The sequence below is a fragment of the Nannocystis pusilla genome (genome assembly GCF_026626665.1).
Taxonomy (GTDB): domain Bacteria; phylum Myxococcota_A; class Polyangia; order Nannocystales; family Nannocystaceae; genus Nannocystis; species Nannocystis pusilla.
Genome location: NZ_JAPNKE010000002.1, coordinates 940,190 through 956,062, shown reverse-complemented (window position 1 = coordinate 956,062; position 15,873 = coordinate 940,190). Strand labels below are relative to the sequence as shown.

The following is a 15,873-nucleotide window of genomic DNA, read 5'->3' as shown; positions in this document are numbered from 1 at the left end:
CCGTGACGCGGCGGATCCAGGTCATCGGCGACTCGATCTCCTGCGGCTACGGCAACGAGGGCGTCTCTCCGTGCAGCTTCTCGGCCGAGACCGAGAATCACTGGCTCACCTACGGCGCGGTCGCGGCGCGGGCCGTCGGCGCCGAGCTGCACACGGTCGCCTGGTCGGGCAAGGGCATGGTCAACAACTACGGCGACGACGTGTTCGAGCCGATGCCGCAGATCTACGACCGCACGGTCGCCGGCGACGGCGGCACCGCGTGGGACCACGCGCGCTGGCAGCCCGACGTCGTCGTCATCAACCTCGGCACCAACGACTTCAGCACCGACAAGGACCCCGCCGAGGACGTGTTCGTGCCGGCCTACGTGGCGTTCTTGACCCACCTGCGCGAGGTCTACCCCGACGCCTTCATCCTCCCGGTCGCGCCGCTCTTGTGGGGCGACGAGGCGACGATGGTCGCGGGCTACTTGCAGAGCGCCGTCGACCAGCGCCACCAGGCGGGCGACATGGACGTCGCCTTCGCCGACATCAACGCCCAGGCCGACGGCTGGGGCTGCGACGGCCACCCGAGCGTCGCCACGCACGAGGCCATGGGCCAGAACCTGGTGACCGCGCTGGGCGAGCACCTCGGCTGGTAGACCACGCCGCCGCCACCGCAACGGCGAAGCAGCGTCAAGCTGTCCCCGGGGACATGTCCCCGGGACCCGCAGCGCTGGACCGCTGCGACGCGCCGGCCGCGAGCGCCCGCGCCTCGCCTCCGCGCCCCGCTACGACGCCGCCGACAGCCCGCGCGAGCGGATGTCTGCGACCAGCGCCGCCGGCAGCTGCTTGGTGCGCGAGAACTCGCGCATGTGGCGGATCGGCAGCTCGCCGAGCTGCGCGATCGTCTGCTCGCCGATCTTCTCGACGTACTTGCGCGGCGCGAACGCGACCAGCTTGTCGCCGGCCTCCGGCGCGCGGACCAGCACCTCGAGCAGCGCGTCGAGCGAGTTCATCTTCATGAACGGGCAGGTCGCGCAGCCGCCCGCGGTCGAGCAGCCCTCGCCGCCGGCCACGCCCGGCACCAGCGGCAGGTGGACATCGCCGGTCGCTACGACGGCCGCGTCGGCCACCGGGAACACGATCTCGACCTCGACCGGGCGCGGCAGCGTCTGCAGCAGCGCGCGCAGCTGGTGGACGATCGCCGTCACCATCCCGGCCTCGGTCCCGAGCACGAACTGCAGGCGCACCGGTGACCTGTCCCCGGGGACATCCCCCACCTTCTTCACCTGCGCGGTGATGTAGTCGAGGATGTTCGACGTCGAGCCGACCACCCCGTGGCCGGCGCGCTGGGCCTCCAGCGCCAGCGCGAACATCTCGCCCGGCACCTCGAGGTGGGCCGTGACGTGGGCGTCCGCGTAGTGCTCTTGCACCCGCCGCACCACCTCGGCGCCGAACATGTGGTGGACGATGCACGAGCCCTGCTCGAAGTGGTGGAAGCGGGGCAGCAGCGCGCGGATGCTGGCCGCGTCGTGGGCCGGGTGGAGCGCGCGCACGGCCGCGTCGTCCATGTCCGCCAGGCTCGTCAGCAGCGCCCGCAGGTTCTCGCCCATGTACGTGTCGGGCCCGAACCACACGTGGCCCTCGGGCACCTGCGCGAACGCCTGCAGCACCGTCTGGATCACGTTCGAAGACGTGCAGGTGATCGTCGGCACCAGCGATTGCGCGTACGCCTTGGTGCGCAGGCTGGTGTTGATATACACGACGTGCAGCGAATCGGGCGTCTGCGCCGCGCGGCGCAGGTAGGCCGCGTAGGCCGGCGCCTCGGCGGCCGCCGCCAGCGAGCAGCCGATCGGCTCCGCGGCCACCCTGTACACCGGGACATGTTCGAAGCCGGCGGCGTCGAGCACCGCGCGGACGTTCTCCGACATGAAGTCGACCCCGAGCACCACGATCGCCCGCGCGCCGTCGCGGCCCATCTGCAGCGCCCGGTCGGCCATCACCAGCGAGTCGGAGATGTGGATGTGCGGCCAGTCGCAGGCGAACAGCACGCCCTGCAATTCCGCGTCCATGTAGAAGTGGGCCACGATCCCCGCGCCGCTGGCCTCCAGCAACTCGCGCAGCCGCCGCACGGTGGCCGGATCGGGGTCGAGGAACGCCGCCTGGGCCTCCGCGAAGGCCCCCTGGGCGGCCGCGCCGCCGGCGCGGAGCACGAGCGAGGGGAACGGCTGCATCGCCGGCAAAGCCTAGTGCCCGGACCCCCCTGTTTCAACCGCCGCCGGCCCGCATGATCGCGTTCGGGAGCGCCACGGACGTCACGCCACCTCACGCCCATCGGCCCTCGCCCGCGCCCCCCGGTCGGCTAGCGTCCCGCCATGGAACGCCTCCGCGCCCCCGAGCTGGAGCCCGCCCGCGCCTGGCTCGGCACCACTCGCCCGCTGCGACTCCGCGAGCTCCGCGGACACGTCGTCGTCCTCGACTTCTGGACGTCCTGCTGCGTGAACTGCATGCACGTCCTGCCGGTCCTGCGGGATCTCGAGCGGCGCTACGCCGACGAGCCGGTGGTCGTCATCGGCGTGCACTCGGCCAAGTTCCCCGGCGAGGCCGCCCCCGAGCGGGTCGCCGACGCGATCGCGCGCCACGACGTCGCCCACCCGGTGGTCGTCGACGACGGCCTGGCGATCTGGGAGCGCTACGCGATCCGCTCCTGGCCCACCCTCGTGGTCATTCGCCCCGACGGCACGATCGCCGCCGTCGCCCCCGGCGAGCCCGACCCTGCCGCCCTCGACACCCTCGTCCGCGGGCTCCTGGCCGAGGGCGAGGCCCACGGCACCCTCGCGCGCGAGCCGCTGACGATCCCGCGCGGCGAGCCGCCACCGCCGCGGCCGCTCGCCTTCCCCGGCAAGGTCGCGGTCGCTGGCGACGGCCGGATCGCCGTCGCCGACTCCGGCCACCACCGCGTCCTCGTGCTCTCGGCGGACGGCGACGTCCTCGTCACCATCGGCTCGGGCCACCGCGGCCACCGCGACGGTCCGCTCGCCGAGGCCCGCCTCGACGACCCGCAGGGCCTCACCTGGGCCGGCGACGGCGCGCTGTGGATCTGCGACGCCCGCAACCACACCGTCGCCCGCGCCGATCTCCGACATGACCGTTTGGACACGGTCGCAGGGACAGGTTCTATGGGACATGTCCCGATCGCCAGCCCCTCGCCGGCCCGCACCACCGCCCTGCGCTCGCCCTGGGACCTCGCCCTCGTCGGCGAGCGCGTCCTGGTGTGCCTGGCCGGCTCGCACCAGCTCGGCGTGCTCGCCCCGGCCGCGGGCGGCGGCTTCACCGTCGACATGCTGGCGGGTGACGGCCGCGAGGCGCTGGTCGACGGCCCGCCGCGGGTCGCCTGCTTCGCCCAACCCTCCGGCTTCGCGCGCGCCGGCGACCAGGTGTGGATCGCCGACAGCGAGACCTCGGCGATCCGCGAGCTCGACCTCGCGAGCGGCGACACCCGCACCCTCGTCGGCGCCGGCCTGTTCGACTGGGGCGCCGAGGACGGCCCGTTCGCGGCCGCGCGGCTGCAGCACCCGCTCGCGGTCGCGGTCGCCGCGGACGGCGACCTCGTGGTCGCCGACACCTTCAACGACCGCCTGCGCCGCCTCGACCGCCGCGCCGGCCGCGTCTCGACCCTGTCTCTCGGGACAGCTCACGAGTCCCTGCGCGAGCCGGGCGGCCTCGCGGTCCTGGCGAGCGGCGACCTCCTCGTCGCCGACACCGGCCACCACCGCCTGGTCCGCCTCGCCGCCGACGGCCGCTTCAAGGGCGAGCTGGAGGTCCGCGGCGCGCCTCCGGTGCCGGCCGCGAGCGACGAGCCGCCGCCGCCGCTCGCCGCCGCCCCGGCCACGCGCTGGTTCGACCTCGTGCTGGAGCAGGCCCCCGCGCTCGCGCCCGGCCGCGTGTCCGGCCGCCTGCGCCTGCTCGCGCCCGCGGGCTGGAAGTTCAACGACGGCGCCCCGCAGCGGCTCGCGCTCGAGGTCTCGCGCCGCTCCGATCTGGTCACAACCGCCGACCGCATCACGCTTTCGGGACAGGACCGATCCGACATGTCCGTGGAGCTCGACCTCGCGGTCGCCGAACTCCCCACATCGGAGGTCCGCAGCGAGCTCCTCGTGCGCGTCGACGCGGTGCTGTGCGGCGGCGACCCGGAGGTGTGCGCGCCCTCGCAGGCGTGGCTGCGGATCCCGCTGCTGCTCACGAACGCCGGCGCGGCCGCGTTCTCCGTCGATCTGGCGCTGGCGAGCCCCGTCTGAGCGATCTCGCATCCCGGCGCCGGCGCGTCGGCCGGTGCGCACGTCGAATCACGGTGCTATGGCTTTGCGACGATGTCTCGCCGCTTGCTGCTCCTGGCCCTCACGAGCGCCGCCTGCTTCTCCGACGACCCCCCGCAGCTCACCGCCACCGTCACCAGCGACGACACCAGCACCAGCACGACCATCGGCACCACCGCCGTCACGCCGACCACCACCACCGGCGACGAGACGACGTCGACCTCGACCACCGGCACCACCGAGCCGGTCGTGCCGACCACCTCCACCGGCGACACCTCGACCACCGACGACACCTCGACCACCGGGGAGCCCGTCGTCGATCCGTGCATGGACAAGGACCCGATCTGCCCCGAGGGCCCGAGCGGCGCGCCCGGCAGCGGTTTGGAGCCGCTGGACCGCTGCAACTTCGCGCTCACGCGCGCCCCCGAGTGGGACAACCTCGGCCCGCTCGCCGACGCCCTCGCCGAGACCCTGCCGACCCGCACGATCGCCGAGCTCCTGACCGACCTGAACAACGTCGCCGAGCCCGCGCCGACCGTGCCGGGCGACGTCGCGGCGCTCGAGCTGGCGTTCCGCTGGGACGACGAAGACTTCAGCAAGGCCTGGTGGGTCCCGCAAGGCCTCACCGGCAGCGCCGACGCCTACGATGACGGCCGGCTGGAAGGCCGCGACGTCGTCCTGATCGGCTGGTGGTTCGCCAAGGAGCTGGCGATGCTCTCCTTCGACAAGGGCGTGCGCGTCAGCCTGGTCGACTTCACCGACGCGCCCGACCTCAGCCTGCGCCACATCCTCCTGGTCGAGCCCGTGCCCGGCGACCCGGTCGACTTCAAGCCGGTCCCGATCCGCGCCGCCAGCATCGCCTGGTACGGCGACACCCTCTACCTCGCCGACCCGACCCAGGGCCTGCGGGTGTTCGACATGTCGCGCCTGCTCGCGGTCAACCCCGGCGTCGACAAGGTCGGCTACGACTCCAAGATCAACGACTACTACGGCGGCCTCTACTCCTACGTCGCCATGCAGATCGGCGCCTACAAGCCCGCCTCCGACTGCGCCCCGCGCTTCTCCACCGTCGCCCTCGATCGCAGCACGAGCCCGCCGGAGCTGGTCGTCGGCGAGTTCTGCGACGGCGTCGACGCCTGCGATGGCGCCTCCGACGGCCGCGTCTTCACCTGGCCGATCGACCCGGTCACCGGCCGCCTGCCCTCCCTCATCACCTGGGCCAGCTTCGCCGCCTACACCGGCGAGAGCCAGATCGAGGGCATCACCCGCAGCCAGGGCACCTTTACCTGTCGAGCAGCGCCCCGCCCGGCGACGCCGGCGCGCTCCACGTCGTCCCCGCCGCCGGCCCCGGCGTCCCCCACGGCTGGATCGACACCCCCAGGGCCGTGATGCTCGCCGGCGACCGGATCTGGAGCCTGTCCGAAAAGCCAGGCGCGAGGTTCGTCTTCTCTGCCAGCCGCGCCGCCTACGAGTGAGCCTCGCGTATCCCTGTCCCACAGGACAGGCTATCTCTGCCGCCGCCAGCGAGGACGCGAGCCTGTCCGAAAGGCCAGATAGACTCGCAGCCGCCTGTGCGCGCGCCGGGTTCGCGAGCCTGTCCGAAGGAACACCTTCCGCGTCGCGCGCCCTCGAAGGGACACCTTCGCCCCCGCGCGATCGGGGTCGCGTGGCGTCGATAACCTCGCAGTCGTCTGCGCGCGCTGGGTCCGCGAGCCTGTCCGAAGGAACATCTTCCGCGTCGCGCGCCCCCTGCGACGCTCGTGGTTCCGCGGCCCCTCGCACCCCTCCGCGCCGTCCAGAGCTCCGCGCTTCTCGTAGCTCGCTGTCGGCGCCCGCCCCCTGGGAATTGCGACATGTGACAGCCCCGTCGCGCCCTCGCCCGCTCGCGCGCCAAAATGTCGCTGGACCCCCCGGCCCGCGCCCCTAAAACCGCGATTCCTCGCTGGCACGCGTGCTGCAACCGAACGCCGCAGGTGTCTCCGGTGTTCCAGCGCCTCGTCCGTCCCGTCCTCGACGGCCTCAGCCTGCTCGTCTTCCTGTTCGCCGTCACCTGCGCAGTGCGCCACATGCTCGGCCCCGGCTGCAGCGGATACGCCTGCCTCGACTCCGCGCGCGACGAGCTGCAGACCTCGGCCGCGCTGCTCGAGCAGCAGGCGCACCTCGACCTCGACGGCCTGCAGGCCAGCCTGGCCCACGGCGACTCGCTGACCGAGTTGCACGTCCCGGGCCGCCGCGGCCGCCTGGAACCGCTCGACCCGTGGCAGCGCCCCCTCGTGCTCCGCCCGCTGGACGGCGAATGGCTGCTGGAGCTGCGCTCGCGCGGCCAGGACGGCCGCCTCGACACCGACGACGACCTGTACTTCCGCATGACCCGCGCCGGCGAGGCCGTGTTCGACGCCGAGACCGCCCGCCACATGCCCTGAGGACAGGTCAATTACCAGCCGGGCGCCCCGCGTAGCGAACGCCCGCCGCATGCCCTGCAGGACCGCTCAGCCCGCGCGCCCGGGCGCCCCGTCCCCGCGGCGCAGCGCCGCCGCGATCGCCTGCGGGTCGAGGCGGAAGATCAGATCCGTCTCGACGTACGGGCTGATCGCGCAGCCGTCCCCGGCCTGCGGGTGCGGCATCTCGAAGAACGCGCGGGCGAACCCGACCTCGCGGCCGTTCAGGTACTTGCCTGTCCCCGAGGTCAGGTGGCACGGCACCACCCGGCCCTCCGGCATCACCGTGGCGAAGTAGCGCCCCGCGTGGCAAGCCGCGCAGTCGTGGAACCGCGGCGCTCGTCGCAACCTGCGCAAAAAGCCAGGCGAGGCCCCGAGCGGCAGCCCGCGCGCGCGCAGGCGCTCGAGCCGATCGGCCACCTCGGCCAGCACCGCCGGCGTGAGCGCCGGATGCAGCCCGGCCTCGGCGTCGAAGCACTCCTCGTGCGCCGGCTGAAAGTACGCCCACACCCCGAGCGACCCCGCCAGCTCCGCGATCTCCTCGATCCGCGCGACGTTCCACGGCCCCACCACAGTGATGGTCGCCACCGACATCCCGAGCCCGCGCGCCTGCTCGATCGCCGCGATCACCCGCGCGTACGAGCCCGGCCGCCGGCGCACCAGATCGTGGACCGGCTCCGGCCCGTCGAGCGACAGCACCACCATGTCGAGGATCCCCGACATGTCTTTCAGGACATTTCCCGTGCGCCAGCCGTTGGTGTTCATCGACGTGAAGCAGCCGGCCCGCTTGGCGTGACCGACGATCCGCGGCGCGTCGCGGCGGAGCAGCACCTCGCCGCCGGAGAAGCTGGCCCGCGCCATCCCGGCCGCCCGCAGCTCGTCGATCGCCGCGCAGAACTCGGCGTCGCTCATCTCCTCGGCGGCGCGCTCGGGGATCTCGCAGTACTCGCAGCGAAAGTTGCACCGGTGCGTGAGGATGAAAGTGACGCTGAACGGCAACGGCTTCCCGACCGCCCGCGCCGCCCCCAGCCGCACCAGGTCGCGCGCCTTCGCCAGCGCAGTCACCTCGCACCTCCCGCGCCCCACGCCCCAAGCGCCTCGATCCCATGACCTCGCGGCCCTCGTGCCGCCCTCGCTCCTCGCGCCGTCACCCCGCACCTCCCGGCGCCAGCGCGTAGATCGCAGCCCCCGTCGCCAGCGCCAGCGCCCGGTGCCGCCGCCGCGCCCGTGCGGGGTCTGCCTGACCGATCAGCCATGCCCCGAAGGCCAGCCCCGTCGCGCCGCCCAGCGCCGCCCACGGACCGAGCAGCGTCGCCGCCGCCAGCGACCCTCCCACGGCGAGCCAGCGCCCGGCCGCGGTCACGCCGGCGGGCCCCAGCCACTGCGCCGTCGTATACGCCCCCGCGCGCCGATCCTCGCCGACGTCGGCGCGCTCGTGGACCAGCTGGTTCTGCAGCAGCAGCGCCGTGAACACCAGCGACATGCCCCAAAAGCCAGGTGTGCGCGGCGTCCCGACCAGCGCCAGCAGGGGCGCGAAGATCGCGGCGTTCGCCAGCGTCCCGACCCCCGGCAGCCGCTTGAGCCGCGGACCCACGCTGTACAGCGCCCCCGTCGCCAGGCTCACCGCCGCCGCCCCGGGGCCGCCGCTGTGGCCGGCGGCGACCATCGCCAGGGCCCCGCACGCCAGCGCCGGCACCACCGCCGCACTCCCCACGTCGGTCCCGACCAGTGGGTTCTTGCCCGGCGCGTCGGCGCCGCGATCGCCGTGCGCGTTCAGCCCGTAGGCGCAGGCCAGACACAGCGCGCCCGCGAGGATGCCCCAGAGGACAGGCCTCATCGAACATGTCCCGGAGAGCATGTCCCCGAGCGGCGCCCCGGCGAGCGGCAGCGGCACGAAGTGGGCCCACTGCCGGACCCGCAACGCCCGCAGCCCCAGCGCCAGCGGCGCGCGAGCCCCGGCCGCCCACGCCGCGCCGAACGGCTGGCGCGGGCTTGCCACGGGCGCTCGGAGTAGGTCACGCCCGCCGACGATACCCCGCGCCGTCCCCCGGGTCACGCGACCGCGCCCCCGCGCCGACGAACGCGAGGGCGCGGCAAATCACGCCCGTACGAGCCGGTGCACGTCGCCATGCCGCGGCTGGCGACGCTCACGAGCCTCGATGCTGCCGACCGTCAGCCCCCTCACCGCGGCCCCAGCCCCCATCGACACGAACCGCGATCGACGAGTTCGGCCCGGCCCGTGACGGTGCGACCGGTACGCGAACGATCGGCGCCCACGTCAGCGCCGACGTCGCCGCGAACCCAGCCCGGCCAGGACGAACAACCATGCCCAGGACGCACCGTCGCCGCCGACCCGGCAGCCGGACTTCTCCGCCGGCGGCTCCTCGCCGAACGGCGTGCCGTCGTCGTACTCCAGCGGCCCCACGCACTCCCAGGACTCGATCTGCTCCTCGGTCGGCTCTTCGGTCACCACGTGCGGCTCGCCGGCCTCCGCGCGCGACAGGCACTGCGGCGCTCCCGACACGGATGTCCCATCGACCAGGTTGGTCACGCCGAGCACCACGCAGTACTCCGCCTGCGCCGCCGTGAAGTCGATCGTCCAGCTGACGTCGTGACGCGCCGGGTACGCGAACCGTCCGTCCGGGTCCGGCTGGCCCGCGGCGTCGAGGCGCTGGACCCAGACCAGGGCGCTGGCCGCTTGCGTCCGCGGCAGCGACGACGTCTCGACGTACAGCGCCGGCACCTTGTCGATCTCGGTGAAAGTACACCGCTCCGTCTCGCCGCAGCTGCTGGTCAGCTGCGATTCGCAGCAGACCCGGCCGCGGTAGCCGATCGTGCTCTCCAGCGGGTCGACGACGTCGGCCGTCGGTGGTGCGAGCGCCGCCACCGGCTCGGCCTCGACCGTCAGCGGGAAGGTCGCTTCGCCGTCGGCGTTCCCCACCCTCACCTCGTACACGCCCGCCTGCAGCGGCTCGACCGGGCGCACCACCACCGCCACCGTCCACGACGGCTCGCCCTCTCGGAGCGCCGGGCCCAGGCGCAGCACCTCGATCTCCGTCGCCAGCGCCTCGCCGTCCAGCGTCAACGCGACATCCACCAGCGCCGCCGCCTCCGCGAGCTCCACGTCGTACAGGCCCCCGAACAGCGCGAAGACCCCGCCCTTGGCCGTGTAGAGCATCTCCGGCGGGTTATCGATCTCCCAGATGGAGAGCCCCGGCTCGGGGACCGAGACCGAACACGCCGACGCGCGGTCGGGCGTCGACGCGACCGCAGCGGCCAGGATACATGCCCCAAGAAACCTGCTCTTAAGTTTCATCGTCGTCCTCCACCGGCGTCGCCGCTCCCCGGCGTCCGCGCGCGCCTCGGTCGTCGGCACCCCGACGACCACGATCCCATTGCGGCGCGGCGGACCGCGGAGACCATCCTCACCGAGGATATCACGCCATCGCTCCCCCTCGCCCCACGCTCGCAAGACACCTCCGAGGCCCGCCGACCTCGGCGCGGCCCATCGCTCGCTTGGGACACGACCGGGGTTCAAGCACCCCTCGCGCGCCCTGGCACGGGCCAACAAGGCGCGACGGACGCGGCTCGCGAACCCCGTGAACCCCGGCCGCGGCGCTAGCACTCCTCGGCCGCGTCGCGCAGGCAGGTCGCCGTATAGGTCGCCCCACGCACGCGCGGCCCGGCGCGGCGCAGCTTGAACTCGACGTTGGTGTCGTCGTTGTCGCACGGCACCGACTCCACTCCGGTCTCGGGATCCTTGATCGTCGACATGTCGTCGCGCTTGCTCGGCGTGAGGCCGCGTGGGTCAGTGAGGACGATCGTGCACACCGAGCTGCCCTCGGGCACCTCCCACTCGTCCTCGCCGATCGGCAGGCACGGCGGCAGGTCGACCACCTTGTCGTCGACGCGCTGCTGGATCTTGCAGTCGGCGTCGAGCGCCTCGGTCGAGAGGTCGCGGTCGGCCACCATCGTCGTCCCGCACACCGGCCGGAACGCCCGCTCGATCTGCTTGGCGATGCCCTCGAGCGCCGGCGTGTAGTCGTCCTCGCAGATCGAGTAGAGGTTGCGATCCTCGCCCGCGAACGCCTCCGCGACCGCGCGCTCGCGCACCGGCGGGACCGCCGTGCTGCCGCTGCCGTCGCTGTTGTTGACGCAGCCGGGGGCGATGCCGAAGTTCAGGTCCTGCTCCGAGCCGGCCTCGGCCTCCGCGTACACGATGTCGGCCTCGCCGCGCTCGTAGCCCGCGGGCACCCCGGCGATCAGCGACACCAGCACCTCGCGGCTCGGGTCGATGATCTGCTTGTCCGCGCGGATCTTGGCCAACAGATCGACGTAGCGCGAGATCGGCCGCAGCACCGCGTCGGCGTCGGCCGCCCCGGGCTCGCCGTCGATGCTGTAGTTCGCCGGCTCGCACCCGTCGTACACCGGCCCCGGCCCGCTGCACTGCACGCCCGCGTTCCAGCAGGTCGCGCTGGTCGGCGCCGGCCCGTTCGGGTCCTCCCAGAACGTCTTGTCGTCGATGAAGATGTCCTTGAAGCCAGGTTCGAACGAGCAGTCGGTCTCGTCGGTCACCAGCACCACCGACAGCAACGCGTTGTCGCGCATGAACCCGTAGTGGCCCTCGCTCGGCGCCAGCGCCTTCTTCAGCGCCAGGTACATCGACTCCAGCGGCTGCTCGTGGCCGCAGCCGTTGATGCCCTGCGGCCCGAAGCACGCGAACGCGTCGGCCACCTCGACCCCCGCCGGCAGGTTGCTGACGTCGTCGATCTTCTCGATCCACGGCCGCGCCCGCCGCTCGGGATCGAGGTCGGTGCTGGTCGGCGTGATCGCCAGCGCGTCGCTCGTCAGCCCGCACACGTCGGTGCAGGCGAACGCCGCGTCGATGTCGTTGAATTGGAACGCGCCCTCGCCCAGCCGATCGAGGCAGCTGCGCAGCACCAGGTCGCCGCCCTCCGGCGTGGTCGCGGCCGCATCGCAGCGCGGATTGCCGCTGTCGGTGGTGGTGACGCCGATCCGGTAGTGGGCGCCCATCTCGTCGAGCCGGCGGGCGAACGCCTCGAAGTTGCGGGCCAGCCGGGCCTGCTCCTCGGCCATCGAGCCCGAGTTGTCGATCACGAACAGGATGTCGACGTCGCCGCCCTCGTCGAGCGGGATCCGGATCTCGTTGTTCTCGGTCTTGCAGAGCTCGACCCCGACCACCGGGTGCTCGAGACACGCACCGAGGGCCACGGACACGAGGGGAAACAGGATTGCGCGGGACTTCATGGCGATGGGCTCCGTTGTTGTCGTCCCCGGTTGCAAGCTCGTGGCCGCGTTGATCTCGTTGAGAAAATCGCCGCCGGCGCGCCGCGATCCAGCCAACACGATTGGCCAACCCGGTTGATTCGCCAACATGGTTGCCAACTGCGGCCCGCAAACCACATCTACGCAGTCTCGTTCAATCCGGCCACAATCGCATATTCAGCCGCACGCCACGGTCGCTCGCCCGCCGAATGTCAACCATGATGGCACCTCTCGACGACGCCCGACGAGCGCAATCGCGCCTGCTCCCGCCGGCTCGCTCGCACCTCCGGTTGCGCTCGCTCGCCGAGCTCGCGCCCGATCTGTCCCGAAGGTCAGCTCGCCACCCACGCCGCTCGCCGCCGACCTTGCGCGACGACACGGCCTCACGAGCGCACGATCGGCGGTCTCGCCGGCACGTCGTCGACGCGCCCGCAAAGTTCGCCGCCCTTCAGCCCGACCGCCCGGCCGCGAGCGCGAACTTTCGGCGCTCGGCTCGCTGCACGCGTCGCATCGCGAGCCGCGCCGGCGCTCCCTGCCGCTCGTCGACCGCGACGCGGACCGACCTGCGTGCCGGGCCACGGCCCCGCGCCGCGACCGGGCCCATCGATCTGATAGCATCGGCGCGCTCGTGCGGCTCGCCTACCTCTCGCACTACTTTCCGCCCGAATCCAACGCCCCCGCGGCGCGCGTCCACGAGCTGTCGCGCGCGCTGGTGCGGGCCGGCCACGAGGTGCACGTCGTCACCGGCCAGCCCAACCACCCGCACGGCAACATCTACCCCGGCTACCGCGCGGCCGAGTACCGCCGCGAGCGGGTCGACGGCATCGACGTCCACCGCGTGCCGACGCTCCCGGCCGCCAGCCGCGGCGTCCTGCAACGTGGCCTCGGGTACATGTCCCTTCCGACATCTCAGATCGCGCTCGGCGCGGCCCGCCTGCCGGCCGTCGATCTCGTGCTGGCGACCTCGCCGCAGATCCTCACCGGCGTCGCCGGCCTCGCCCTGGCCCGCCTGCGCCGGGTCCCCTTCGTGCTCGAGGTGCGCGACCTGTGGCCCGACGGCATCGTCGCCGTCGGCGCGCTCAAGCCCGGGCACCCGATCGTACGCGCCCTCGAGGTCGTCGAGTCCACGCTCTACCGCGGCGCCGCCGGCATCGTCTCGGTCACCGACAGCTTCGTCGACCACTTCGTCGCCCGCGGCGTGCCGCGCCAGCGGGTCGCGGTGGTCAAGAACGGCATCGACACCGCCCTGTTCGCCGCCGACGCCGCCCCGGCGCCGCTGCGAGCTCAGCTCGGGATCCCCGAGGACGCGCTGCTGCTGCTCTACTGCGGCACCATCGGCATGGCCCAGGACGTCGGCCTGCTCGCGCGGGCCGCCGCGCTCGCCGGCCCCGGCGACGACTTCCACGTCGTCGTCGTCGGCCACGGCGTCGGCCTGCCGGCGCTGGTCGACGAGGTCGCCGCGCTCGGCGTCGGGCACCGCGTCCACATCCTGCCCTCGGTGCCGCGGCGCGACGTCCCGGGCCTCATCGCCGCGGCCGACGTCAGCGCCGTCATCCTGCGCGACGAGCCGACCTTCGCCCGCTACCTGCCGTCGAAGATCTTCGAGGCCATGGCGATGCGCCAGCCGATCCTCCTCGGCGTGCGCGGCGAGGCCCAGCGCCTGGTCGAAGGGGCAGGTGCCGGCCTGGCCTTCACGCCCGGCGATCCGGCCGACGCCCTGGCCAGGCTGCGCGCGTTCGCGGCGCTCGGTCGCGACGGCCGCGCGCATGGGCGAGGCCGCCCGCGCCCACGTCCTCGCGCATCACGACCGCGACCGTCAGGCTGAGGACCTGGGCCGCTTCCTCGAAGCGATCGCGCGGAGCCACGCATGACCCACCCGCACCGTCCGCGCAGCAAACTCGGCCGCACGCTCGAGCGCGCCTCGGGTCACATCACCCGCTGGTCGGGCAGCTCCTGGGCGTTCGCGCTGGCGGTCCTGACGATCGCGGTGTGGCTGGTGACGGGCCCGCTGTTCGCCTTCTCCGACACCTGGCAGCTCGTCATCAACACCGGCACCACGGTCGTCACCTTCTTGATGGTGTTCCTGATCCAGCGGGCTCAGAACAAGGAGTCGCTGGCGGTGCAGCTCAAGCTCAACGAGATCGTCGCGGCCCTCGAGGGCGCGTCCAACCGCCTGATCGACATCGAGAACCTGTCCGAGGCCGAGCTCGACGTCATCCACCGCCACTACCACAAGCTGGCCGAGATCGCGAAGCACGAGAGCGACATCCGCCGCTCGCACTCGATCGAGGAGGCGCGCCACCGCAGCCGCGCCGGCCACAAGTCGCACCCGCGCGCCAGCCACGGCTTGCACGACGCCGGCGCGAGGTGCGAGCCGCCGACCTCCGGCGCGAAGGAACATGTCCCGGGGGACAGCTCGCGCGCCGACTCGACCCAATGACTTCGCCCCCGCGGCGCTCTGGTGCGGAGCCACGCGGGGGCGAACCTTCACGCGGCGATGCGGCTCAGGCGGCCGACTTCGGCGCGTCCTTGATGTGCTTGATGATCTCGTCGCCGAACTCGCTGCACTTCTTCAGGGTCGCGCCCTCCATCATGCGATGGAAGTCGTAGGTCACGGTCTTGGCCGCGATCGCGCGCTCGACCCCGAGGATGATGAGGTCGGCCGCCTCGTCCCAGCCCATGTAGCGGAACATCATCTCGCCCGAGAGGATGACCGAGCCGGGGTTGACCTTGTCCTGGCCGGCGTACTTCGGCGCGGTCCCGTGGGTCGCCTCGAAGATGGCGTGGCCGCTGACGTAGTTGATGTTGCCGCCCGGCGCGATGCCGATGCCGCCGACCTGGGCCGCGAGCGCGTCGGAGATGTAGTCGCCGTTGAGGTTCAGGGTGGCGACCACCGAGTACTCGTCGGGGCGGGTCAGGATCTGCTGCAGGAACGCGTCGGCGATCGCGTCCTTGATCACGAGCTTGTGATCGCCGCGCTGGATGATCTGCCAGGGCCCGCCGTCGAGGTCGACCGCGCCGTACTCCTTGCGCGCGAGGGCGTAGCCCCAGTCGCGGAAGCCGCCCTCGGTGAACTTCATGATGTTGCCCTTGTGGACCAGCGTGACACTCGGCAGCTTGTACTGCAGGGCGTGGTTGATGGCCGCGCGGACGAGGCGCTCGGTGCCCTCGATGGAGACCGGCTTGACGCCGAAGCCCGCCGTGTCGGGGAAGCGGACCTTCTTGTAGAGCGCCGGGAACGCCTCCGAGAACAGCTTCTTGAACTTCTCGTTCTCTTCGGTGCCCTGCTGGAATTCGATGCCCGCGTAGATGTCCTCGGTGTTCTCGCGGAAGATGACCATGTCGGTCGCCTCGGGCCGCTTGACCGGCGAGGGCACGCCGGCGAAGTAACGGACCGGCCGCAGGCAGGTGTAGAGGTCGAGGATCTGGCGCAGCGCGACGTTGAGGCTGCGGATGCCGCCGCCGACCGGGGTGGTCAGCGGGCCCTTGATGCCGACGAGGTAGTCGCGGAACAGGTCGAGGGTCTCTTGCGGCAGCCAGTTGCCGGTCTGCTTGAACGCCTTCTCGCCGGCGAGCACCTCGCGCCAGGCGATGCTGCGCTTGCCGCCGTAGGCCCGCGCGACCGCGGCGTCGAACACGCGCACCGAGGCGGCCCAGATGTCGGCGCCAGTGCCGTCACCCTCGATGAACGGGATGATCGGTTGGTCGGGGACCTGCAGGCCCTTGTCGTTCATTTTGATCGCTTCAGCCATCGCCCTGTCGCTTTCCGTGAGGTGTCCTGGCCAAATAGGCCGTTGGCGCGGTTCGCCGCGGACCGGGGGTATACCACGGCGGCCCGCCCGTCCTGTCCGCGT

At 72.6% G+C, this 15,873-nt stretch carries 12 protein-coding genes; 6 read left to right on the top strand and 6 right to left on the bottom strand.

Annotation, left to right across the window (positions count from 1 at the left end; all coding sequences use genetic code 11):
• Window positions 1-2: 2 nt before the first annotated feature.
• Window positions 3-638, top strand: a complete 636-nt coding sequence (locus tag OV079_RS04355; RefSeq protein WP_267766414.1) for an SGNH/GDSL hydrolase family protein — start codon at window positions 3-5, stop codon at window positions 636-638.
• Window positions 639-767: 129 nt separating this feature from the next.
• On the opposite strand, the gene nadA is transcribed toward OV079_RS04355, so the two are convergent.
• Window positions 768-2,213 carry a quinolinate synthase NadA gene (nadA, locus tag OV079_RS04350; protein ID WP_267766413.1) on the bottom strand — a complete coding sequence of 482 codons (1,446 nt, stop codon included), beginning with the start codon at window positions 2,211-2,213 and terminating at the stop codon, window positions 768-770.
• 141 nt (window positions 2,214-2,354) lie between these two features.
• Between nadA and OV079_RS04345 the strand changes: the two genes are divergently transcribed.
• From OV079_RS04345 to OV079_RS04335, 3 genes are all read left to right on the top strand, one after another.
• Complete coding sequence (locus OV079_RS04345) at window positions 2,355-4,277, top strand: thioredoxin-like domain-containing protein (protein WP_267766412.1); 1,923 nt, start codon at window positions 2,355-2,357, stop codon at window positions 4,275-4,277.
• Between the two features lie 72 nt (window positions 4,278-4,349).
• On the top strand, window positions 4,350-5,684 hold the full coding sequence (locus OV079_RS04340) for a hypothetical protein (RefSeq protein WP_267766411.1): 1,335 nt from the start codon (window positions 4,350-4,352) through the stop codon (window positions 5,682-5,684).
• 584 nt (window positions 5,685-6,268) lie between these two features.
• The gene (locus OV079_RS04335) at window positions 6,269-6,718 is read left to right on the top strand and encodes a hypothetical protein (protein WP_267766410.1); all 450 of its coding nucleotides are present in this window, start codon (window positions 6,269-6,271) and stop codon (window positions 6,716-6,718) included.
• 66 nt (window positions 6,719-6,784) lie between these two features.
• Here OV079_RS04335 and OV079_RS04330 read toward each other — a convergent pair whose 3' ends face one another.
• The 4 genes from OV079_RS04330 to OV079_RS04315 form a co-directional block, all read right to left on the bottom strand.
• Window positions 6,785-7,798 (bottom strand): radical SAM protein, encoded by a 1,014-nt coding sequence (locus OV079_RS04330; RefSeq protein WP_267766409.1) that lies wholly within the window; start codon window positions 7,796-7,798, stop codon window positions 6,785-6,787.
• Between the two features lie 82 nt (window positions 7,799-7,880).
• Complete coding sequence (locus OV079_RS04325; RefSeq protein WP_267766408.1) at window positions 7,881-8,732, bottom strand: UbiA family prenyltransferase; 852 nt, start codon at window positions 8,730-8,732, stop codon at window positions 7,881-7,883.
• 279 nt (window positions 8,733-9,011) lie between these two features.
• The gene (locus OV079_RS04320; RefSeq protein WP_267766407.1) at window positions 9,012-10,049 is read right to left on the bottom strand and encodes an MYXO-CTERM sorting domain-containing protein; all 1,038 of its coding nucleotides are present in this window, start codon (window positions 10,047-10,049) and stop codon (window positions 9,012-9,014) included.
• A 302-nt stretch (window positions 10,050-10,351) separates the two neighbouring features.
• Entirely contained in the window at window positions 10,352-12,001 is a 1,650-nt protein-coding gene (locus OV079_RS04315; RefSeq protein ID WP_267766406.1) for a vWA domain-containing protein, read from the bottom strand.
• 646 nt (window positions 12,002-12,647) lie between these two features.
• Between OV079_RS04315 and OV079_RS04310 the strand changes: the two genes are divergently transcribed.
• Together OV079_RS04310 and OV079_RS04305 are read left to right on the top strand one after the other, a co-directional pair.
• Window positions 12,648-13,844, top strand: coding sequence for a glycosyltransferase family 4 protein (locus OV079_RS04310; protein WP_267766405.1), 1,197 nt, complete (start codon window positions 12,648-12,650; stop codon window positions 13,842-13,844).
• Window positions 13,845-13,886: 42 nt separating this feature from the next.
• The gene (locus OV079_RS04305; protein ID WP_267766404.1) at window positions 13,887-14,459 is read left to right on the top strand and encodes a low affinity iron permease family protein; all 573 of its coding nucleotides are present in this window, start codon (window positions 13,887-13,889) and stop codon (window positions 14,457-14,459) included.
• Between the two features lie 64 nt (window positions 14,460-14,523).
• On the opposite strand, the gene icd is transcribed toward OV079_RS04305, so the two are convergent.
• Complete coding sequence (icd, locus tag OV079_RS04300) at window positions 14,524-15,753, bottom strand: NADP-dependent isocitrate dehydrogenase (protein ID WP_420829391.1); 1,230 nt, start codon at window positions 15,751-15,753, stop codon at window positions 14,524-14,526.
• Window positions 15,754-15,873 lie beyond the last annotated feature (120 nt).